This window comes from Maribacter sp. BPC-D8 (assembly GCF_035207705.1).
Taxonomy (GTDB): Bacteria; Bacteroidota; Bacteroidia; order Flavobacteriales; family Flavobacteriaceae; genus Maribacter.
This window is the reverse complement of the sequence record NZ_CP128187.1, coordinates 1,366,391-1,389,064: the sequence shown is the minus strand read 5'-3', so window position 1 is coordinate 1,389,064 and position 22,674 is coordinate 1,366,391. Positions and strand designations below refer to the sequence as shown.

General features: G+C 34.7%; 23 protein-coding genes and 1 pseudogene. 18 read left to right on the top strand and 6 right to left on the bottom strand.

The features are described 5' to 3' along the window. Nucleotides 1–29 precede the first annotated feature (29 nt). The 15 genes from sucD to hisIE all read left to right on the top strand — a co-directional run bounded on the left by sucD (nucleotide 30) and on the right by hisIE (nucleotide 14,649). Complete coding sequence (gene sucD / locus QSV08_RS06295; protein ID WP_324027556.1) at nucleotides 30–902, top strand: succinate--CoA ligase subunit alpha; 873 nt, start codon at nucleotides 30–32, stop codon at nucleotides 900–902. A 106-nt stretch (nucleotides 903–1,008) separates the two neighbouring features. Continuing rightward, complete coding sequence (fabG, locus tag QSV08_RS06290; protein WP_324027555.1) at nucleotides 1,009–1,758, top strand: 3-oxoacyl-[acyl-carrier-protein] reductase; 750 nt, start codon at nucleotides 1,009–1,011, stop codon at nucleotides 1,756–1,758. 66 nt (nucleotides 1,759–1,824) lie between these two features. Next, nucleotides 1,825–3,852: a VWA domain-containing protein gene (locus tag QSV08_RS06285; protein WP_324027554.1), complete on the top strand. Its 2,028-nt coding sequence runs from the start codon at nucleotides 1,825–1,827 to the stop codon at nucleotides 3,850–3,852. Between the two features lie 10 nt (nucleotides 3,853–3,862). Beyond that, nucleotides 3,863–4,675, top strand: a complete 813-nt coding sequence (locus QSV08_RS06280; protein ID WP_324027553.1) for a prohibitin family protein — start codon at nucleotides 3,863–3,865, stop codon at nucleotides 4,673–4,675. 234 nt (nucleotides 4,676–4,909) lie between these two features. Further along, the gene (gene hisG, locus QSV08_RS06275) at nucleotides 4,910–5,767 is read left to right on the top strand and encodes an ATP phosphoribosyltransferase (RefSeq protein ID WP_073244079.1); all 858 of its coding nucleotides are present in this window, start codon (nucleotides 4,910–4,912) and stop codon (nucleotides 5,765–5,767) included. A gap of 103 nt (nucleotides 5,768–5,870) precedes the next feature. After that, nucleotides 5,871–7,154, top strand: coding sequence for a histidinol dehydrogenase (gene hisD / locus QSV08_RS06270; protein WP_324027552.1), 1,284 nt, complete (start codon nucleotides 5,871–5,873; stop codon nucleotides 7,152–7,154). 43 nt (nucleotides 7,155–7,197) lie between these two features. Continuing rightward, complete coding sequence (gene hisC / locus QSV08_RS06265) at nucleotides 7,198–8,238, top strand: histidinol-phosphate transaminase (protein ID WP_324027551.1); 1,041 nt, start codon at nucleotides 7,198–7,200, stop codon at nucleotides 8,236–8,238. A gap of 17 nt (nucleotides 8,239–8,255) precedes the next feature. Continuing rightward, nucleotides 8,256–9,221: a DUF2167 domain-containing protein gene (locus tag QSV08_RS06260; protein WP_324027550.1), complete on the top strand. Its 966-nt coding sequence runs from the start codon at nucleotides 8,256–8,258 to the stop codon at nucleotides 9,219–9,221. Nucleotides 9,222–9,340: 119 nt separating this feature from the next. Then, entirely contained in the window at nucleotides 9,341–10,477 is a 1,137-nt protein-coding gene (gene hisB, locus QSV08_RS06255; RefSeq protein ID WP_324027549.1) for a bifunctional histidinol-phosphatase/imidazoleglycerol-phosphate dehydratase HisB, read from the top strand. 32 nt (nucleotides 10,478–10,509) lie between these two features. Then, nucleotides 10,510–10,860, top strand: a complete 351-nt coding sequence (locus QSV08_RS06250) for a four helix bundle protein (protein WP_324027548.1) — start codon at nucleotides 10,510–10,512, stop codon at nucleotides 10,858–10,860. Between the two features lie 60 nt (nucleotides 10,861–10,920). After that, nucleotides 10,921–11,511 carry an imidazole glycerol phosphate synthase subunit HisH gene (gene hisH / locus QSV08_RS06245; RefSeq protein WP_324027547.1) on the top strand — a complete coding sequence of 197 codons (591 nt, stop codon included), beginning with the start codon at nucleotides 10,921–10,923 and terminating at the stop codon, nucleotides 11,509–11,511. 88 nt (nucleotides 11,512–11,599) lie between these two features. Beyond that, nucleotides 11,600–12,364: a 1-(5-phosphoribosyl)-5-[(5-phosphoribosylamino)methylideneamino]imidazole-4-carboxamide isomerase gene (hisA, locus tag QSV08_RS06240; protein WP_324027546.1), complete on the top strand. Its 765-nt coding sequence runs from the start codon at nucleotides 11,600–11,602 to the stop codon at nucleotides 12,362–12,364. Continuing rightward, on the top strand, nucleotides 12,357–12,872 hold the full coding sequence (locus QSV08_RS06235) for a DinB family protein (protein WP_324027545.1): 516 nt from the start codon (nucleotides 12,357–12,359) through the stop codon (nucleotides 12,870–12,872). The genes hisA and QSV08_RS06235 overlap by 8 nt, the downstream gene beginning before the upstream one ends. Nucleotides 12,873–12,977: 105 nt before the next feature. After that, on the top strand, nucleotides 12,978–13,733 hold the full coding sequence (gene hisF, locus QSV08_RS06230) for an imidazole glycerol phosphate synthase subunit HisF (RefSeq protein WP_324027544.1): 756 nt from the start codon (nucleotides 12,978–12,980) through the stop codon (nucleotides 13,731–13,733). Nucleotides 13,734–14,040: 307 nt separating this feature from the next. Continuing rightward, nucleotides 14,041–14,649, top strand: coding sequence for a bifunctional phosphoribosyl-AMP cyclohydrolase/phosphoribosyl-ATP diphosphatase HisIE (gene hisIE / locus QSV08_RS06225; RefSeq protein WP_324027543.1), 609 nt, complete (start codon nucleotides 14,041–14,043; stop codon nucleotides 14,647–14,649). A 17-nt stretch (nucleotides 14,650–14,666) separates the two neighbouring features. Here the strand turns inward: hisIE and QSV08_RS06220 are convergent, their stop codons facing one another. From QSV08_RS06220 to QSV08_RS06200, 5 genes and pseudogenes are all read right to left on the bottom strand, one after another. After that, a complete protein-coding gene (locus QSV08_RS06220; RefSeq protein ID WP_324027542.1) occupies nucleotides 14,667–15,194 on the bottom strand; it encodes a hypothetical protein in 528 nt (175 codons plus the stop codon). A gap of 44 nt (nucleotides 15,195–15,238) precedes the next feature. Beyond that, complete coding sequence (locus tag QSV08_RS06215) at nucleotides 15,239–15,376, bottom strand: hypothetical protein (protein ID WP_324027541.1); 138 nt, start codon at nucleotides 15,374–15,376, stop codon at nucleotides 15,239–15,241. Further along, on the bottom strand, nucleotides 15,376–15,795 hold the full coding sequence (locus QSV08_RS06210) for a GNAT family N-acetyltransferase (protein WP_324027540.1): 420 nt from the start codon (nucleotides 15,793–15,795) through the stop codon (nucleotides 15,376–15,378). Before QSV08_RS06210 ends, QSV08_RS06215 begins: the two co-directional genes overlap by 1 nt. A gap of 43 nt (nucleotides 15,796–15,838) precedes the next feature. Further along, nucleotides 15,839–16,033: a hypothetical protein gene (locus QSV08_RS06205; protein WP_324027539.1), complete on the bottom strand. Its 195-nt coding sequence runs from the start codon at nucleotides 16,031–16,033 to the stop codon at nucleotides 15,839–15,841. A gap of 221 nt (nucleotides 16,034–16,254) precedes the next feature. Further along, a pseudogene (locus QSV08_RS06200) lies at nucleotides 16,255–16,569 on the bottom strand (winged helix-turn-helix transcriptional regulator). Nucleotides 16,570–16,685: 116 nt separating this feature from the next. Here QSV08_RS06200 and QSV08_RS06195 point away from each other — a divergent pair. Further along, nucleotides 16,686–17,198, top strand: a complete 513-nt coding sequence (locus QSV08_RS06195) for a lactoylglutathione lyase family protein (protein WP_324027538.1) — start codon at nucleotides 16,686–16,688, stop codon at nucleotides 17,196–17,198. 80 nt (nucleotides 17,199–17,278) lie between these two features. On the opposite strand, the gene QSV08_RS06190 is transcribed toward QSV08_RS06195, so the two are convergent. Beyond that, nucleotides 17,279–19,096, bottom strand: coding sequence for a glycoside hydrolase family 2 protein (locus QSV08_RS06190; protein ID WP_324027537.1), 1,818 nt, complete (start codon nucleotides 19,094–19,096; stop codon nucleotides 17,279–17,281). Between the two features lie 300 nt (nucleotides 19,097–19,396). On the opposite strand from QSV08_RS06190, the gene QSV08_RS06185 reads away from it, so the two are divergent. Both QSV08_RS06185 and QSV08_RS06180 read left to right on the top strand, forming a co-directional pair. Further along, the gene (locus tag QSV08_RS06185) at nucleotides 19,397–21,805 is read left to right on the top strand and encodes a TonB-dependent receptor (protein WP_324027536.1); all 2,409 of its coding nucleotides are present in this window, start codon (nucleotides 19,397–19,399) and stop codon (nucleotides 21,803–21,805) included. 3 nt (nucleotides 21,806–21,808) lie between these two features. Further along, nucleotides 21,809–22,660, top strand: coding sequence for a DUF4249 family protein (locus QSV08_RS06180; RefSeq protein ID WP_324027535.1), 852 nt, complete (start codon nucleotides 21,809–21,811; stop codon nucleotides 22,658–22,660). Nucleotides 22,661–22,674 lie beyond the last annotated feature (14 nt).

Genomic DNA, 22,674 nt, shown 5'->3' with positions numbered 1-22,674 from the left:
TTCTAATCAAAAAATAAAACTACAGTAGTATGAGCGTATTAGTAAATAAGGATTCAAAAATAATCGTACAAGGTTTCACTGGTAGTGAAGGTACTTTCCACGCCGGACAGATGATTGAGTACGGTACTAATATCGTAGGTGGTGTTACTCCCGGTAAAGGAGGACAAGAGCATTTAGGAAAACCTGTTTTCAACACGGTTTCTGAAGCTGTTGAGAAAGTAGGTGCAGATACTACTATCATATTTGTTCCACCAGCTTTTGCTGCAGATGCCATTATGGAAGCTGCCGAAGCAGGTATTAAAGTTATTATTACAATTACAGAAGGTATTCCTGTTGCCGATATGGTTAAGGTTGCCAACTACATTAAAAATAGAGATTGTCGTTTAATCGGCCCTAACTGTCCTGGTGTTATTACTCCGGGTGAAGCTAAAGTTGGTATTATGCCAGGTTTCGTTTTCAAAGAAGGTAATGTTGGTATCGTATCTAAATCAGGTACATTAACCTATGAGGCTGCTGATCAAGTAGTACGTCAAGGTTTAGGTATTACAACTGCAATCGGTATTGGTGGTGATCCAATTATTGGAACAACTACTAAAGAAGCGGTTGAGCTTTTGATCAATGACCCAGCAACAGAATGTGTGGTTATGATCGGTGAAATTGGTGGTCAGTTAGAAGCAGATGCTGCTCAGTGGTACAAAGCTAGTGGAAGTAAAAAACCAGTTGTAGGTTTTATTGCTGGTGAAACTGCACCTGCAGGTAGAACAATGGGTCATGCTGGCGCAATTGTTGGTGGTAGTGATGATACTGCTCAAGCTAAAAAACGCATCATGAGAGAATGTGGAATTCACGTTGTAGATTCTCCTGCTGAAATCGGCTTGAAAGTAAAAGAGGTAATGGGTTAAGAACTCATATTTTTCATATAAAATCCCGTTTATAGCGGGATTTTTTTTAGCCTATAAATTAAACAAAAGGTATATTTGGTAAACTTCGGTTTTAAATAACGGACTTATGAAATTATTACAAGATAAAAACGTCATCATTACAGGAGCAAGTAGAGGAATTGGTATGGGTATTGCCAAAGTTTTTGCCGATCACGGTGCAAATGTGGCATTTACTTATAGCTCTAGTGAAGCTCCGGCTTTAGAATTGGAGAAAGAATTGAAAGCAAAAGGTGTTAATGCCAAGGCTTACAAAAGTAATGCAGCTAGTTTTCAAGAAGCTGAAGAATTAGTCGCTAAGGTTTTAGAAGATTTTGGTGGAAGAATTGATGTATTGATCAACAACGCTGGTATCACAAAAGATAATCTTCTTATGCGTATGTCAGAAGCTGATTTTGATGCAGTTATCGATATCAATTTGAAATCTGTTTTTAATATGACGAAAGCAGTACAAAGAACATTATTGAAACAACGTAGTGGATCTATCATTAACATGAGTAGTGTTGTTGGGGTAAAAGGTAATGCAGGTCAAACTAATTACGCTGCTTCTAAAGCAGGTATGATTGGCTTCACAAAATCTGTAGCTCTTGAATTAGGTTCTAGAAACATTAGATGTAACGCTATTGCACCTGGTTTCATTGAAACTGAGATGACCGATAAGTTAGATGAGAAAACTGTTCAAGGTTGGAGAGATGGTATTCCTCTAAAACGTGGTGGTTCTACTGAAGATATAGCAAATGCTTGTCTTTTCTTTGCGTCAGATTTGTCTGGTTACGTTACTGGTCAAGTATTGAATGTTGATGGTGGTATGTTAACCTAAGTCAAAAACAAACTCGGGAGGAACGCTATTTTTTTATTCCTTTTTAAGAACAACTTTAGTTTATACATGGAAAGCATAACGGTATTGTATATTATTCTTGCTGCAATTGTAGCATTGGGTATCGTTGTTTTTCAATACATATATAAGCAGAAGGCTAAAAGCAAAATTAATTGGCTTTTAGCCTTTTTGCGTTTTACAGGTATTTTTGGGTTATTGCTTTTACTGATCAATCCGCAGTTTTCACAAAAATCATACACCTTAGAGAAGCCTAATTTGGTAATATTGGCTGATAATTCTACATCTATTGCCGAGAGTGCAACGCAACTAAATGAAATGCTATCTGAAATAAAGTCATCAGAAGATATTACGGATAGATTTAAAGTTACCGATTATAGTTTTGGGGCTGACCTACAAATTTTTGATAGTCTTTCTTTTAAAGAGAAAAACACCAATATCTATAAATCGCTTTCTGCATTGAAGGATGTATATGCTCGAGAACAGACGGTTACTGTTCTTTTGTCTGATGGAAATCAGACTATTGGGCAAGATTATAGTTATTTTAAATCTGACGAGAATAATAGTATCTACACGGTAGTTTTAGGCGACACTACTAAGTATAAAGACATTTCAGTTGGGTCAATTCAAACCAATAAATACGCTTTTTTAAAGAACAAATTCCCGTTAGAAACCTTTGTATCATATCAAGGTAATAGTGCTATATCAGCTACTGTATCTATTAAAATGAATTCGAAAGTTGTTCATAAAGAGAATGTGAAATTAAATTCTCAGAACAATTATAAACCTATATCTATTGAAGTAGAGGCAAAGTCAGTGGGAATTAAAAATTTAGTAGTTGAAGTTTCTCAACTGGCAGAAGAACGAAATATTAAGAATAATCGAAGAACTACAAGCATCGAAGTAATCGATGAGAAAACTAAGATTGCTATAATTTCAGATATTCTGCATCCGGACTTGGGGGCTCTTAAAAAGGCTATTGAAAGTAATGAGCAGCGAGAAGTTTCAATTTTGAAATCTAATGTCGCAAATAGTAGTTTAGAGGATATAGACTTGTTTATTTTTTATCAGCCTATAGCTAGATTCAAGAATTCTTTTGAATACGCCAAAAGTAAAAACGCGAATACTTTTATTATAACTGGTACTCAAACAGATTACTCATTTTTGAATAACGCCGAAGTCCCTTTTGAAATAGAGAATGGTTATCCGCAACAAGAAGTGTTCGGTTTATTGAATAATGCTTTTACTAAATATGACATCTCAAAGTTTGATGTGACAGATTTTCCGCCATTAGTTAGTGATGCAGGTCCTATTCTTATTACTTCACCCTATGAAGTTTTATTGGGTACTCAAATAAAAGGATTAAATATTCAGCAGCCTCTGTTGTTGGTCATGGAGAAAAACACTCAGAAAAGTGCACTATTAATGGGGGAGAACCTTTGGAAATGGAGAGTGCAGACTTATAGGAATACAAATGAATTTGTCAATTTCGATGAATTTATTGGTAATCTAATTAGATATCTAACTAGCTCAAAGAACAAATCAAGACTGAACGTTGATTATGAAAAGGTGTACGAGGGTAGTAGTAATACGGTGATAACGGCTACGTATTTTGATGAAGCATTTTTATTTGATCCAAATGCCAAAGTGAAAATTAAAGTAACTAATACAGAAACTAAAAAGGTTCAAACGAACCCAATGGTTTTAAAAAATGGATATTTCGAAGCAGACTTATCAAATTTAATCGCTGGATCTTATGACTTTGTGGTTTCTGTAGCGAATGATTCAAAAACTGAAACTGGTAAATTTGTAATCTCTGAGTTTGACATGGAGAATCAGTTTGTATCAAGTGATAATATAAAGTTGGAGAAATTGGCTGTTAACTCTGGAGGAAAACAGTTTTATCCTACTCAAATAGAAGAACTACTCGCAGATTTGAAGGAAAACGATGCCTACGTGCCTACCGAGAAAAGCACTGAAAATATCGTATCTTTGATTGATTTCAGATTGCTTTTGGCAATTATAGTTTTTGCCTTTGCGGCAGAATGGTTTATCAGAAAATATAACGGATTAATTTAAATAAACATTAATGGATAAGTTACCTAAGATTGCGTTACCCGCAATATTTATTTTTATTGTAGTAATTATTGCAATTTCAAAATCAACAGTTACAATAGACTCTGGTCAAGCAGGTGTTTTGTACAAAACTTTTGGTGGGGGTGTAGTGACTGATGAGCCGCCTATGGGAGAAGGTTTTCATTTAGTAGCACCTTGGAATAGAGTTACTATCTACGAAGTACGTCAACAAGAGGTTTTAGAAAAAATGAATGTACTTTCTAGCAATGGTCTTGATATTAAATTAGAAGCATCTGCTTGGTTCGAGCCAATTAGAAATGATTTAGGAAAACTACATCAAGAAAAAGGTGAAGACTATATACAAAGAGTTCTTTTGCCAACCATACGTTCTGCTGCACGTTCAGTAGTTGGTCGTTATACACCAGAACAATTATATTCTAGTAAAAGAGATGCCATTCAGCAAGAAATATTTGATGAGACTCAAAAAATAGTATCAGGTCAATATATTCAATTGAATGAGATTTTGGTAAGAGATGTTACCTTGCCACCGACTATTAAAGATGCAATTGAAAGAAAGTTAAAGCAAGAGCAAGAGTCATTAGAATATGAGTTCCGTTTGGTAACCGCTAAGAAAGAAGCTGAAAAAGTAACTATCGAAGCGCAGGGTAAAGCAGATGCTAACCGTATTTTGAGTGCTTCATTGAATGACCAAATTTTGAAAGATAAGGGTATCGATGCTACATTAAAATTAGCAGAATCACCAAATTCTAAAGTGGTTATCGTTGGTGGTAGCGACGGACTTCCATTAATTTTGGGTAATAACTAATACACTTTGTTAATTATTTTTGTTTCATTTTAAACTTTTGTTTTGTGAAATGGAAAATACCTTTTACTTTTACAGTATCATGAAAAATAGAACTACACATCATCATTTCCATATTCACGCTCAGGCGAGGTAGGAATGTATTGTAGTAGAACAACATATTTTAAAACCCGTTTGAGCAATCAAACGGGTTTTGTATTTAAATCTCTTTTGGTTGCCAAGCATTAAATTAAGAAAATGACTAAAATTAGAATTGCTATTCAGAAATCGGGAAGACTTAATGAGGAATCCCTTCAAATTTTAAAAGACTGCGGAATTTCCATTGATAATGGTAAAGACCAGTTGAAGGCTTCATCAAGAAATTTCCCGATGGAAGTTTTCTATTTAAGAAATGGAGATATACCGCAATACTTGAGAGACGGAGTGGTAGATATCGCTATTATTGGCGAAAATGTATTAATTGAAAAAGGAGAAGATATTTCAGTTGCTGAAAAATTGGGCTTTTCAAAATGTAAGGTATCCTTAGCTGTACCAAAATCAGTGAAGTATAATTCGGTAAAGGATTTTGAAGGCAAGCGTATTGCAACATCCTACCCAAATACAGTATTAAATTATTTGAAAGAAAAAGGTGTGAAAGCCGATTTACACATCATTAGTGGCTCTGTTGAAATTGCACCTAATATTGGACTGGCAGATGCTATTTGCGATATTGTTTCTAGTGGTAGTACTTTATTTAAAAACAACCTGAAAGAGGTTGAAGTAATGTTGAAAAGTGAAGCTGTATTGGCAGTATCACCAAAGATAAATGAAGAGAGAAAAGAACTTCTTGAAAAGTTACAGTTTAGAATTCAGTCAGTTTTAAGAGCTAGAGGATCTAAGTATGTGTTGCTTAATGCACCAAATGATAAGTTAGACGGTATTCTAAAGCTTTTACCAGGTATGCGAAGTCCGACAGTATTGCCTTTGGCTGATGAAGGATGGAGTTCTGTACATACTGTAATCAATAAAGATAAATTTTGGGAAGTAATCGACGAGTTAAAGAAAGCAGGAGCAGAAGGTATTCTTGTTTGCCCAATTGAGAAGATGGTATTGTAATTAGGCTTTTAGCTTTTAGCCATTTGCTATTAGCTATTAGCTAAATTAGATGTTTGTGTTTTGCCAAAAGCCAAAAGCTTAGGGCTAATAGCTAGTTAAAGAAATGAATAAAATATATAATCCAGAGAGAGCAGATTGGTCGAAGGTTTTAAAACGCCCGACACAAACTGTTGCCGATATTGAAGGATTGGTCAACACTATTTTTGAGGAAGTTAAGCTTGGAGGCGATAGTATCTTAAAAAAGTATACTGAGCAATTTGACAAGGTGAGCTTAGATGATCTTTTGGTTTCAGAGGATGAAATTAAGGAAGCCAAAGCATTGGTTTCAGATGATCTTAAAGCTGCTATTCAATTAGCGAAATCGAATATTGAAGTATTTCATACCGCTCAGAAAACGGGTAGGGTTGAAGTGGAAACTACAGCGGGAGTTTCTTGTTGGCAAGAGAAAAGACCGATTCAGAAAGTCGGATTGTATATTCCAGGAGGAACGGCTCCTTTATTTTCTACTATCTTAATGCTCGCAACACCTGCAAACATAGCAGGTTGTAATGAAATTGTTTTATGCTCTCCTCCTGATAAAGAAGGAAAGCTGAATCCTGCTATTTTATATACAGCAGATTTATGCGGAGTTACCAAAATTGTAAAAGTAGGGGGAATTCAAGCGATCGCCGGAATGACTTTTGGAACAGAAACCATACCACAGGTGTATAAAGTTTTCGGACCAGGAAATCAATATGTTACTGTAGCGAAGCAAATAGCAACAAAACACGGTGTTGCAATTGATATGCCTGCAGGTCCATCAGAATTATTAGTAGTAGCCGATGATACTGCAAATGCTGCTTTTGTTGCTTCAGATTTATTGAGTCAGGCAGAACATGGTATCGATAGTCAAGTAATTTTAGTTTCTACTTCTAAAGAAATGATTGATGCAGTGGAGAAGGAAGTAGCCCTACAATTAGAAGATTTACCGCGAAAAGAAATTGCAAGACAAGCAATTGCCAATAGCAAGTTGATTTATGTTGATAATGATCAAGATGCTATTGATTTGATTAATGAATACGGACCAGAGCACTACATTGTTTGTGTAGAAAATGAAGATTTCTATATCGACAATACGCTGAATGCGGGTTCAGTATTTATCGGTAATTACACTCCAGAAAGTGCTGGTGATTATGCTTCTGGTACGAATCATACTTTACCAACAAATGGATATGCTAAGCAATACAGTGGTGTAAACCTTGATAGTTTTATGAAGAATATGACTTTTCAGAAGATCACAAAAGAAGGTATTCAAACTATTGGTAATGCAATAGAACTGATGGCAGAAGCAGAAGGTTTAGAAGCACATAAAAATGCAGTAACCTTAAGATTAAATAGTTTAAAATAATGTCATTTCGACTACGCTCAATGACCAACACCATATTGAACTAATGATTTTCAATTTAGATAATATAACAAGAGAAAACGTAAAGGGCTTGAGTCCGTATTCTTCTGCACGCGACGAATATGTTTCTGATGGGTCTACCATGGTTTTCTTAGATGCGAATGAGAATCCGTTTGAAAACGGAGTCAATCGCTATCCTGATCCTCAACAAAGAGGCTTAAAAGCGATATTGGCTGAACAGAAGGGTATAAAGGAGGAAAATATTCTTTTGGGTAATGGTAGCGATGAAGTTTTAGATTTGTTATTCAGAGCTTTCTGTGAGCCTAAACAAGATAATATCATTACACTACCACCTACATACGGAATGTACAAAGTGCTTTCGGACATCAATCTAGTTGAAAATAGAGAAGTCTTATTGACGCATGATTTTCAGCCTAAGGTTGAAGAGATCCTAAAAACCATTGATAGCAATACTAAACTATTGTTTATCTGTTCACCTAATAATCCTACAGGGAATAGTTTCTCAACTAAAGCTATTGAAGAACTTTTGAATTCTTTCAACGGACTAGTTGTTATAGACGAGGCATATATAGATTTTTCATTCGAAGAAAGCTGGACATCAAAACTGAATAATTATCCGAATTTAATTATCACTCAAACCTTATCAAAGGCATATGGTATGGCGGGTATACGTTTGGGTATTTGTATTGCATCTGCAGAAATTATTGCTGTGGTGAATAAAATTAAACCTCCGTATAATGTAAATCAATTAACACAAGAGAAAGCAACTACTCGTGTGTTAGATAAACAGGCGGTTAAAAACGAGGTTGATGATATTTTAGCGGAGCGAGCAAAATTAGAAGAGGCTTTAAAAACAATTTCTTTTGTTGAAAATATTTACCCTACCGATGCAAACTTTATTTTGGCAAAGGTAGATGATGCTACACTCAGGTATAATCAATTATTAGCCAAAGGGGTTGTTGTTAGAAATCGTACCACACAACCATTATGTGAGAATACCCTACGTTTTACTGTAGGTAGTGCTGTAGAGAATAAAACACTTGCTGAGGCGTTAAAAATGATATAACCTTTAAACCAAAACCAATGAAAAGCAAGTTCATTTATTTTATCGCCTTATTAGTAACTGTTAGTATAGCTCATGCTCAAGATATTGAAAGACTAGAATTTATAGCCGACAGTCTCAATTTAAGTGATGAAGAAACAGAAGATCTTATAAGTTTTAAACTGTATTCAGATAGTCTAGAGAACACCTTTACATATATTTATGATAGGTCTATGTTAAATGGAGATGTAGCCAAAATAATGGTGCCAGAAGGCTATAAGTTTTTAGATAGTGAACAGGCGCAACGTGTACTTACAGATATTTGGGGAAACCCTAGAGATGAGTCCGTTATGGGTCTTTTGCTGAAAGAAGATGAAACTCCGGTAGAGACAACTTACGCTATTGAAATATCATATTCAGAAGATGGATATATTGAAGATAACGATGCACAAGACATGGATTATGATGACTTGCTAAGTGAAATGCAAGATGATGTTAAAGAAGCAAATCCGCAAAGATCTAGTATGGGTTACCCGACTGTAGATTTGATAGGTTGGGCATCAAAACCTTATTATGATTCAGAAAACAAAAAATTATACTGGGCTAAAGAATTACTTTTTGAAGAGGAAGAAGCCAGTACTTTAAATTATAATATTAGAGTTTTAGGTCGTAAGGGTTACATGAATCTAAATGTTATTGGTGATATGGACACATTAGAAGATGTAGAGAATAACTTAGATCCAATTTTAGGTAGTGTATCATTTAATACTGGGTATAAGTACTCTGAATTTGATCCTGATTTTGATGATGTAGCAGCATATGGAATCGGTGGATTAATAGCAGGTAAAATTTTGGCTAAAGCCGGATTCTTTGCTCTAATACTAAAATTTTGGAAATTTATAGCCATTGGCGGTGTAGCGCTATTCGCAGGGGCAAAAAAGTTCTTTTTTGGAGCTAAAGAACAAACAGCAATTGAAGGTCCTAAAGATGATTCTAAATTGTCTTAGTATTTACTCGATAATCGAGATTAAAATGCTTCGACGCTTGCGTCGAAGTATTAATTATGTTTTCAATTCAATGCCTCGCGGACTTGTCCCTAGGTTATTTACTATTATATGAAAAAGCAATGAAAAAAAGAGTACTATTTATTGATCGTGATGGAACCATAATCAAAGAAACGGTAGATGAGCAGATAGACGGATTTGAAAAAATGATTTTCTATCCGAAATCGTTCACATTTCTTGGTAAAATAGCTAAAGAACTCGATTATGAGTTGGTAATGATTACCAACCAAGATGGATTGGGTACAGATGTATTTCCAGAAGATACCTTTTGGCCTGTGCATAATTTTATTCTTAAATCTTTTGAAAACGAAGGTGTTGTTTTTGATAAAGTGTTTTTAGATAGAACTTTTCCACATGAAAATGCCGATACTAGAAAACCTGGCACTGGCTTATTGACCGAGTATTTTTCTGATGAATATGATTTAGAAAATTCTTATGTAATTGGTGATCGATTAACCGATATGGAATTGGCTAAGAATTTAGGTTCTAAAGGTATTTTCATAAACGACGAAACCAACTTGGGTACTGGTGAAATTACGGTAAAACGTGATGAGCTAGATAGCCATATTGCTATTGAAAGTAATGATTGGGAGAAGATTTATGAGTTCTTGAAATTGAATGATAGAACTGCTGAAATTCATAGAAAAACCAATGAAACTGATATTGCCATTAAACTGAACCTAGATGGTACTGGTAAAAGTGATATTAAAACCGGATTGGCATTCTTTGATCATATGTTAGATCAATTGGCGCGTCATGGGCAAATGGATTTAATGATTAAAGTTGATGGTGATTTAGAAGTTGATGAACACCATACTATTGAAGATACAGGTATTGCTCTTGGCGAGGTATTTCATATGGCTTTAGGAAATAAATTAGGTATTGAACGATACGGATTCTGTTTACCAATGGATGATTGTTTAGCGCAATCCGCTATTGATTTTGGCGGTAGAAATTGGCTAGTATGGGATGCAGACTTTAAACGTGAAATGGTAGGTGATATGCCTACCGAGATGTTTCATCATTTCTTTAAATCGTTTACTGACGGTGCAAAAGCAAATCTTAATATTAAGGCAGAAGGTACTAACGAACATCACAAAATAGAAGCCATTTTTAAAGCTTTTGCAAAGAGCATAAAAATGTCGGTGAAGAGAGATGTTGAGAAAATGGTACTACCGAGTACGAAAGGAGTATTATAAGGTACGAGGTGTGAAGTTAAAAGTACAAAGTAATGCAAGATTTAAAAAAACGAACTAAACAATTTGCTATTGATTGTTGGATATTTTGTAAACAAGTTCCAAGATCAAGGGAATTAGATGCTTGGGTAAGACAATTAATTAGAAGTTCTAGTTCCGTTGGTGCAAATTATAGAGCTTCGCAAAGAGCAAAATCTACTGCTGATTTTATAAATAAACTTAAAATAGTTGAAGAAGAGATAGACGAATCTGCATACTGGTTAGAACTATTTTTAGAAGTTAATTCTGAAAGGAAAGAAGAAATAGACAAGTTGCATAAAGAGGCTAAAGAAATTTTGGCAATAATTGTTGCCTCCATAAAAACGTCAAGAGCAAATAGAAAGTAAAGAAATGAAAAATACGATAAACACCTTGTACTTTGTACTTTTAACCTTGTATCTGAGCTTATGAAAATTGTAATTATAAATTACGGAGCAGGAAATATTCAGAGTATCAAATTTGCTATTAAACGCTTAGGTTACGAAGCAGTTTTAAGTAATGATGTTTCTGAAATACAGCATGCTGATAAAGTAATATTCCCAGGAGTAGGCGAGGCGAGTAGTGCCATGCACAAACTTCGAGATAGCGGATTGGATAAACTTATTCCAAACTTAAAGCAACCTGTTTTAGGTATTTGCTTAGGTATGCAATTAATGTGTCATTCGTCTGAAGAGGGAAATACGAAAGGACTCGGAATCTTCGATGTTGATGTCGTAAAGTTTGATAAGACGGTAAAAGTTCCTCAAATTGGTTGGAATCAGATTACGAACCTGAAATCCGATTTATTTAATGGTGTTGAAGAAAAAGAACATATTTATTTAGTGCATAGTTTTTATGCGCCATTGTGCTCAGAGACCATTGCTGAATGTACGTATGGTTTAGATTACAGTGCTGCATTGAAAAAAGATAATTTTTACGGTACTCAGTTTCACCCTGAAAAATCTAGTGATGTGGGAGAGAAGATTTTGAAGAATTTTCTTTCTAGTGAACTGAAATAAAAATATGGACTAGGCATTATAAAGAAGTTTAAAATAATTAAAGTCATTACATTGAGAACTTATGACTTAGTACTTATTACTATAAAATATGAGAATAATACCAGCCATAGATATCATTGACGGTAAATGTGTTCGCCTTTCAAAAGGTGATTACGATACTAAGAAAATATATAATGAAAATCCGTTAGAAGTTGCGAAGGAGTTTGAAGCTCACGGAATTCAACATTTACATTTGGTAGATTTAGATGGTGCAAAGTCAAAGCATATTGTAAATCATAAAGTATTGGAGCAAATTGCATCTCAAACTGGTTTACGAATTGATTTCGGAGGAGGATTAAAAACTGATGATGATTTGCGTATTGCTTTTGAAAGTGGTGCGAAGCAAATCACTGGCGGTAGTATTGCGGTAAAAGACCCTGATACTTTCCTTGGTTGGATAGAAAAACATGGTGCTGATAAGATAATTTTAGGAGCAGATGCTATGGATGAAAAAGTAGCGGTTTCTGGTTGGTTAGAAGAATCTAAAGAGGAACTAATTCCGTTTATACAATCATATCAACAAAAGGGAATTCAATATGTAATTTGTACAGATATCAGTAAAGACGGTATGTTAGAAGGTCCGTCATTTGATTTATACAAAAAGATAATTGCACAAACGGATGTCAGTCTGAGCGCAGTCGAAGACCAATCTGTGTTACAAATAAAACTAATCGCCAGTGGCGGAATATCAACTTTTGATGAATTACCTAAATTAGCAGAAATGGGTTGCGAAGGTACCATTATCGGAAAGGCTATTTATGAAAATAGAATTAGTCTTAAGCAACTTGAATCTTACATTTTAAGCAATGGATAAGGAAGAACGCTTAGTTGAAGAAATTGTTGAAAATGCGATGTTTCGTATGGACGAAAGTACACGTATGATCAAGAAAAGTCTTGCTGAAATATCGGAAGAAGAAATCTGGCAGAAGCCTAATGCTTCTTTGAACAGTATGGCTAATCTCATTTTACACTTATGTGGTAATATGACACAGTATGTCATTTCTTCCATAGGCGAAATCGAAGATAATAGAAATAGAGATGCGGAGTTTTCAGTAAATTCTGGTTTAACGAAAGGGGAGTTGTTACATAAGTTAGAAGAGACAGTAGACTCGGTAAAACGTGTTATTTTTGATTCCACAACCGATAAGTTGATAAAAGTAAGATCAGTACAAGGAATGTCCTTTTCCGGAGTTGGAGCAATTATGCATGTTGTTGAACATTACTCATACCATACCGGTCAAATTGCGTTTTATGTGAAACTAATCAAAGAAAAGGATTTGGGATTTTATGACGGAGTGGATTTGAATATTAAAAATGAGTAAAAAGTATCAAGTACAAAGTATTAAGTAAAAAGTACAGCTTGATATTATGTGTGATATTTATTGAATACTTAGTGCTATTTAGGTAGTACTTAATACTAAAAAAATATGCTAGCTAAGAGAATAATACCTTGTTTAGATATCAAAGATGGTAGAACTGTAAAAGGCGTCAATTTCGTTGACTTACGTGATGCGGGTGATCCTGTTGAACTGGCTGAAATATATAGCCGCGAAGGTGCCGATGAATTAGTCTTCTTAGATATTTCGGCAACGGAGCAGAAAAGAAAAACATTGGCAGATTTAGTATATCGCGTAGCGGAAAAAGTAAATATTCCGTTTACTGTTGGTGGCGGAATCTCATCTGTTGAGGATGTAGATGTTTTACTGCATAACGGAGCTGATAAAGTTTCTATCAATTCATCGGCTGTAAAAAATCCGCAGTTGATTAATGATTTGGTTGCCAAATTTGGGTCGCAGTGTATTGTTGTAGCCATAGATGCTAAACAGATTGATGGAGAGTGGATTGTGCATTTAGTTGGTGGTAAAGTGCCGACGGACAGAAAATTATTCGAATGGGCAAAAGAAGTGGAAGAACGCGGAGCGGGAGAAATTCTATTCACTTCAATGGATAATGATGGTACTAAAGACGGCTTCGCAAATGAAGCATTGGCAAAATTATCGACGGAGTTAAATATTCCGATAATTGCTTCAGGTGGTGCTGGTAATAAACAGCATTTTACTGATACCTTTGTTGAAGGTAAAGCAGATGCGGCATTGGCAGCAAGTGTTTTTCACTTTAAGGAAATTGGTATTCAGGAGTTGAAACTTGAGTTGAAGGAAAATGGGATTCCGGTTAGGATTTAGTTTTTAGTAAACAGTTTACAGTTGGCAGTCGCAGTGTTCAGTATCAGTGCCAGTTTTCAGTAGGCAGTGTTCAGTTTACAGTTTTGATTATCGCACTTCGGCTACGCTCAGTGACCGAATTACAATAATGAATTAAAATGCCACTTCAGCTAGGTTGACTTACTAAATTTGAATTGTTAATCGAAATGTCATCCTGAGCGCAGTCGAAGGCTTGGGAACATCTATTTCACTTCGGCTATGCTTAGTGACAAATTTTGAAAACTGAAGGTTTAAAATAGAATAAAAATAAAATTAGAATACAATACATATGGAGTTTAATACACCAAATTGGGAGAAAATGAGTGACGGACTAGTACCTGCAATCATACAAGACGCACGTACGAAGAATGTATTGATGCTTGGCTATATGAATGCCGAAGCTTTGAAGAAAACTACTGATAGTGGTAAGGTTACATTTTTTAGTCGCTCTAAGCAACGCTTATGGACTAAAGGAGAAGAAAGTGGCAACTTCTTAAACCTGGTATCAATTAAAAACGATTGTGATAACGATTCTCTTTTAATTTCTGTAAACCCTGTGGGTCCTACATGTCATACCGGTACAGATACCTGTTGGAAAGAAGAAAACAGCTCTCAATTCGGATTCTTTTCTGAGTTAGAAGAGACTATTAAAGAAAGAAGAACTACTGCAGACGATAGTAAATCTTACGTAGCATCTTTGTTTAAAAAAGGTATTAATAAAATTGCCCAAAAAGTAGGGGAGGAAGCTGTAGAAACTGTTATTGAGGCAATGGATGATAATGATGAATTATTCTTGTACGAGAGTGCAGATTTACTTTTTCATTACTTAATGCTATTACAGGCAAAAGGTTTTACCTTAAAAGATATTGAAGCTGAATTAATGAATCGCAAGAAATAGGCGAACTACTTCTTATATTATTTGAGTACTGAATAAGCAGTTAAATACGTGTTTGCTTTTAGAAAATAAACACCCGTGTTTAATTGCTTTTTCAATTGTTGTACTACTTCATTGTATAAATCAGAGTATTTATAGGCTGCAGCGATGCTGCTATAATCATTTTTAGCTGAGAGTAATAAATGGGCTAAATCAGAGATGCTTATTTCAAATTCAACAGATTTTTGTGTTTGTTCCAATAATTGTAAAGCATCCGTTTTCAGTCCGGTAAAGTTTGTTTCATGATTGTAGTCACTAGCTAAAAATGAATCTTTACATACGCCTAGTGCCTTAAATACATCTTCCATAAGAACTTCAAAATCATACACTATAATTTTGCAATTCGGTTTAGAGACTCTAATTGTTTCATTAAGAATCTCTTGATATTTGGCATAAAATAAAGAACCAGCGAAGGTGATGATATCAAAAGTATCGGTATTAAAATCTAACGTATTCTTCTGCATCAATTGATACGAAATATCAGTATGATTAATAGAGTTTTGTATCATTTGTTTACTTGGGTCAACTCCGATTACTTTTGAGCACTGAGTAACTAAACTGATGGCGGTATATCTAAACCTATTTCAAAATATTCATCAGAATGTAAATAAGATTTTAGTATTTGAGAATGCAACGATGGTCTATAAGAAGCATAATGAAATGCAGTAGTTTGGTCGTATTCATGTGCCATTAGTATTTAGGTAAAATTTTCTCCATCACAACGAAATCTATTCCGCTTTTGACATAGGTTTTTTCAGTTATTGTCATTCCGAATTTAATATAGAAATCAGTTTTATTTTGTCTCGCATTACACCAGATTCTTGTTAGAGATTGGTTAGCGGAAATTTGCATTATTTCATTTAGAAGTAAACTTCCATATCCTTTACCTTGGTAATTTTCTAATGTAGCAAATTTTCTAAATTGAGCCTCTCCGTCATTAATAAATAACGAGATTACCGAAATTAATTCGTTGCCTAATATTAGTCCGTAATGTAGACCTTCATGGTCATTAGGTAGCTTTACGTAATCTAAAGGTTTAGTTGACCACATTACCTGATGTCTGATTGGTAATGTTTCTTTAGAAGTAATTTGTATGATTTTTGGGTTCATGATTCCTGTAATATTCCGACCCAAATATACTTATGTATTTGTGTTATTCAAGAACCAAACAATCTTGAACTTTACCAACAGATACCCATTTGAATTGTATTGGTGACCACATTTCATTGTTACTAGATGTTGACAAATTGGTCTCTTTTATATATACCTGATCATTTTCGGTAAACACATGCTGTGTTTCTATGACTGCTTGAGAATATACTCTGATAGGTTTCTTTTTTCTACTCATTGTACGTTTTTCTTATATCAGTTTTCCGTCGTTCCTAACTAATTACAATTGGCACGAGAAATATTAGTATTCAGCTAATTTGTAGTGGCTTTTTTATTTTCTGATTTATTACCTTAAAGACAATCTTAATAACAAATTGTTGCACCAAAAACTGATATTTTTTAAGTAAAACCTATAATTCTCAATTTTGTTGTGTAAAAAAGAATCTAATTGATTATGAGTTAGCTATTTACCGTATCGTTTACTCCCCAAGAATCTAAACTTAGTAGAATTTCTTTCAAGGTTTTTGCTCGGTTACTTAAGCTGTATTCTACTTTTGGCGGTACTACAGGAAATACTTCTCGGGTGATCAATCCGTCTTTTTCTAACTCTCTTACGGTTTGGGTAAACATTTTATTAGATATACCTGGCACTTTTTTCTAAAGTACTCCAGAGCGTATTGGTCCCTCAAGAAGATGAAAAAGTACAATGGGCTTCCACTTTGTGCCAATTAAATTCATGGTATGATCTAACGGACAATAATTTTTTAAACTCATATTAAATATAACTATCTATAAAACAGCAATTAACTCCTTTTGGTGACTATGGTACTTTTCGGTAAGTTATTGCCAATAAGGCAAATATAGATTTATTTTGTATTAAAATTAGAACTATGGATAAGATTAAAGAATACCCAAAATCATTTTCACATATTGGTATTACTGTACCAGATTTAGAGAAAGCAGTAGAATTTTATTCTGAGGTAATGGGATGGTACGTGATTATGAAACCGTCTAAAATTAAGAAAGAGAAAGAAACGGCAATCGGTTTAATGTGTATTGATGTTTTTGGTAACGACTGGGAAGAATTTGAAATTGCCCACATGTCTACATCTGATGGAATCGGAGTAGAATTATTCTCTTTTCCTCACGGAGTAAAAGAAGCGCCAGAATTCAATCCTTTCAATACAGGATTATTTCACTTTTGTATACAAGACCCAAATATTGAAGACTTGGTTGCCAAAATAGTGGCTCATGGTGGTAAACAACGTATGCCGATTCGTTCTTATTATCCTAATGATAAGCCATACAAAATGTGTTATGTTGAAGATCCATTCGGTATCGTGTTTGAAGTATACACACACAGTTATGAATTAACGTATTCTTCTGGAGCATATACCGAATAACTAGAAGATTGGAAATTAAAAAAGCGATTGATTACTAAGATGTAACCAATCGCTTTTATATTCATAGAGATACAGCATCTTTACTTCTTATCCATATCAAGATAATACTCTTGTAGTGTGAAAAACGCTTTCTTTTTCATGCCTTGTTCAGAAATCAATCCTTTTCTATTAAAATCGTCTTGAATTCTTCGTAGAGGGCGTCTTGATGAACGAAAATCCATCAGGATCCAAGGAGATAATCCTGCCATAAAATCAATATTTTTCATCATTTCAATATTAGATTTAAATAAAGCTTCTTGGTATTCTTCTGTCCAAATTTCATTCTTATCACCATGAAGACCAAATAAAGCACCACCACCAATTTCACTCATAATCATGGGCTTGTTGTAAGCACTTGCCCATTTAATACTGCTACATGCATCTACATCGGCATAATACCATCCGCAGTAATTATTAATACCAATAACATCTACAACTTCACCTAATGGGTCTTCAATTAAATTACCATCATCACTTGTACCTTGGGTATCTAAGGCAGCTGTAATTAGTCTGGTATTATCTAACTGACGTGCTTTCTTAGCTAAGTTGCCTATAAATGCTAGACGTGGTTCACTTTCAGGTGTTTCATTTGCCATAGACCATAAGACAACAGATGCTCTGTTTTTATCGCGTGAAATCATTTCGGTAAGTTGATTCTCAGCATTTGCATAGGTATCCTCATTCTCGAACTGAATAGTCCAATACACCGGGATTTCTGACCATATTAAAAAGCCCATTTTCTCTGCTTCTTTTACCATAGCCTCGCTATGTGGGTAATGTGCTAAACGTAGAAAATTACAACCTAATTCTTTTGCCCAATTCAATAGTACTTTACATTCTTCAACAGAAACTACACGCCCTGTTTTAAATGCCGCTTCTTCATGAATACTAATACCTTTAAGGAAAGTTTCTTTTCCGTTTATAAGTATTTTAGAGCCATCAGTGGTTACCGTTCTAAAGCCGATTTGATCTATAATTTTATCTGTAGTTGTTTCTAAAACCACCTCATATAACTTCGGGGAATCTGGAGACCATAAACTTGGTTTAGCATTAATTACAAAAGAAGCTTTCCCATCTTTTACAGTAGCTTTTACAGTTTTCTTAAGTTCAGGTATTTGAACGCTTACGGCGTCACCGTCTTTTGCATTGGCTACACTTACCCATCCACTTATTTTATTGGTCACTCCTTTTTCTAATTGAACCGAGTAATCTTCTATATGAGTTTTAGGTACGTTTATTAAATGAACCGATCTTGTAATTCCACCATAATTCCACCAATCTTGGTTTACTGTTGGTACATTTTCTTTTTTACGTTTGTTATCGACCTTTACAACAACAAAGTTATTGCCTTCAACAAGTTTATCGGTAACATTGAATTGAAATGGCGTGTAGCCACCAACATGTTTACCTAGTTTCTCGCCATTTAAATAAACGATTGCTTCGTAGTTTACGGCTTCGAAATATAGAAAGCTTTCTTCATTTGAAGTTGCAGTGTAATTAAAATCTTTCTTGTACCACAATGTACCTTCATAGTAGTAAAGCTTATCCATTTGAGTATTCCAATCACCCGGTACATTTAACTGAAGGCTGGTATCGAAATTGTATTCTACTAGGTCAGAGGGCGATTGCATTTTTGCGTTCTTAAAGTATCCTTTATCATACTCTTGTAGTCTATGGTTGTAAAATCCGTTTTCTAACGGATCTACGATAATATCCCATTTACCGTTTAAAGATGTTTTTTCTCTAGAATCTATGTTTTGAAGTAGATCGGCATATTTAGCTTCTTGAGCTGTTATTGTTACGCTGAAAATAATACATAGAAATAGTATACTATTACTTAAGCTTTTCATTTGGTTCATCTAATTTTGGTTCAAGACTGAAATTTACCCTTTTAATTAAATATAGACCACATTTTAAAATGTATTTTCTAAGCTTAATTTCTTTAGAATAACGCAATTATTGTCTTGAGTGCACTTCGTTTTTATCTTAAAAAATAGATAGCGTAATTTAAATTGTATTATTTAAGCAATCAAAATTTTGAAGTTACTCTGATTCAGAGGTTTGAATGTTACTATTTTCTTAAAAATAGAATAGAGGTGTAACCTTCTTAAAAAAAAGTTGTCAATTAGTAGCGTTAATCAATCAATTAAATAAACAACATGATCAAAAAAGGAAAACAAAAAGTACGCTTAAGGCGGTTACTAATGACTGCTATTTTTACATTCTTGCTAAGCAACTTGCAGTTAATGGCTCAAGAAAATTATACCATTAGTGGTAAAATTTCTGACATTGATAACGGGGAAACCCTTTTTGGGGCATCGGTGTTTTTAGAGGGTACAACAATTGGTGTAGTGACCAATGAATATGGGTTTTATTCTATAACAGCACCTGAAGGCGAATATCGATTACTAGTCACTTATATGGGCTATGCAGATATTAAACAAGATGTAAACTTGAATAAAAATCAGAATTTCAATTTCGAAATTTCTGAAACTTCTACAAAATTAGATGAAGTAGAAGTTACGGCAGAAGAATCTGAGATTGCCGTTTTACGTAAACCAGAAATGAGTGTTCTTAAAATGAACATTGAAACAGTAAAGCGAATGCCTGTTGTTTTGGGTGAAGTAGATATTCTAAAATCTTTACAAATGCTACCTGGTGTTACCAATAATGGTGAAGGTACAGGCGGTTTTCATGTTAGGGGTGGTGCCGGTGATCAAAATCTTGTTTTATTAGATGAGGCTATAATTTATAATACCTCGCACATGTTTGGTTTTTTCTCTGTCTTTAATGCCGATGCTATAAAAGATGTAAAGTTGTACAAGGGCGGTATACCTGCTAGATATGGCGGGCGTGTTTCTTCTGTTTTAGATGTACGTCAAAAAGATGGTAATAGTAAGCGTTTTGCAGCTACAGGTGGTATCGGAATTATATCTAGCCGGTTGGCTTTAGAAGCACCATTGTTTAAAGAAAAAGGATCTTTTTTAATTGCTGGTAGAAGCTCATATGCAAATCTATTATTAAAAGCGGCTGGCGAAGATAATAGTGTTGGTTTTTATGATTTAAACCTGAAAACGAATTATAAAATCAACTCGAATAACAGACTTTTTCTTTCTGGTTATTTTGGAAGAGATTCTTTTGAACTAGGGGATAGTTTCAGTAATTCTTACGGTAACTCTACCGGTAACCTTCGTTGGAACCATATTTTTAATGACAAGCTCTTTTCAAACCTTTCTGTTATTTATAGTAAATACGATTATAAGTTAGGTCTTACCTTTGCTGAATTCGACTGGGTTTCGTCTATTACCAATTACAATCTCAAATATGACCTTAAATACTATTTCAGCGATAAATTTAAATTAGATTTTGGGGCAAGCGGAATATATTATGAGTTTGATCCAGGCGAAATAAAACCAACTTCTGAAACCTCGGCTGTAAATCCGTTACTGCTAGATCGTAAAAAGGCAATCGAAAGCGGAGTCTATGTAAATGCCGAGCATAAATTGACAGATAAACTAACGGCGCAATATGGGTTACGTTATAGTGCTTTTACTAGATTGGGTGGGCAACCCATGACCGAATACGCAAATAATCAACCAGTAGTCTACAATTCAGCCTTAGGTGTCTATGAACGTGGTACAGAAATAGGAGAGACGGTTTATGATAATGGCGATGCCATTAAATCTTTCGGTAATTTAGAACCTAGAGCTTCTTTAGCCTATACTATTGATGACAACTCTTCTTTAAAAGCTGGCTTCTCTAGAGTAGCGCAATACATCCATTTATTATCGAATACTTCTTCTGCTACACCTTTAGATGTTTGGGCACCAAGCGGACAGTACATCGACCCACAACTATCTAATCAATATGCGCTTGGGTATTTTCGAAACTTTAAGAATAAGGCGTATTCTATGGAAGCTGAAGTATATTATAAGAATACCGATAATAGAATCGACTATATAGATGGGTCAGATTTAATTGGACAAAATACGATTGAAACCGAGATTTTAACGGGAGAATCTAGAGCATACGGATTAGAACTATTATTCCGTAAAAATGAAGGGAAATTTACAGGATGGATTGCTTACACCCTTTCTAAATCTGAACAAAGAACTCCCGGTGGTATAGCTGGCGGACTTGGTATTAACGATGGCAATTGGTATAACACTCCGTATGATAGAACTCACGATATTTCTATCTCTGGATCTTATCAATTAAATGACAAATGGAGTTTTGGAACCAACCTTGTTTTTCAAACAGGTAGACCCGTTACGTACCCAAATGGTCAGTATGAGTATGAGGGCGTTTCCATTGCCAGTTATGCCGATAGAAACTCTGATCGCCTACCTGCTTATCATCGTTTAGATCTATCGGTCAATTATAAACCAAATAAAAAACCAAATGCGAAATTAAAAGGAGAATGGGTATTAGGACTTTACAATGCATATAACCGTAAAAATGCGGCTTCCATTTCATTTGGTCAGAATATAGAAACAGGAGCTAATGAGGCTACTAGAACTGCTATTTTCGGTATCGTGCCTTCATTAACCTATAACTTCAAATTTTAAGACATGCAAAATCCAATAAAATTTATAACACTTTTGTTTTTATGTACCATAGTTTCATGTACAGATGTAATTGATGTTGATGTGCAGAGCGATAGCACTCGTTTGGTAGTAGAAGCGTCTCTAGATTGGGAAAAAGGTACTACCGGTAATGAACAAACCATTACGCTACGTACTTCTACACCATTTTTCGATACCCAAAGTACCGATGTCATTGGGGCACAGGTATCGGTTACCAATGATGTTGATGGAGAAGTTTATCTCTTTACAGACCAAGCTGATGGTACATATACTACCGATACATTCAATCCGCAATTACAGGCTAGTTATACTTTAGAAATTATTTATGACGGACAAACATATACTGCAAATGACACCATGAATCCGGTGGCAGATATTATAGATGTATTTCAAGATACGGAAGATGGATTCGATGATGAAACCATTGAATTGCATATTGTTTTTAATGATTTTGAGGCGGAAGGTGATAACTATTTTTTTAAGTATGAAAGACCACAAGATCTTTTACCAATACTAGAATCAGGTGATGATGAATTTATAAACGGTAACGAGGTAGATTGGTGGTTCGAGATAAATGACGATGAGGATGATGATGATGAAGGCAATATAAAACCATTAGCCCCAGGTGATGTGGTAACCATAAACATGCACAGTATTTCTAGACCATATTACAATTATATTGATATTGTAATCGATCAACTTGGCGGTGTCGGTATTTTTGAGTCAACGCCCGTAGCAATAAAGGGTAATTGTATTAATACCACAAACCCCGATAATTACGCACATGGCTATTTTAGGGTAACACAGAAAAACACGATAATCTATACGGTAGAGTAGTAGGTGTTTAAACT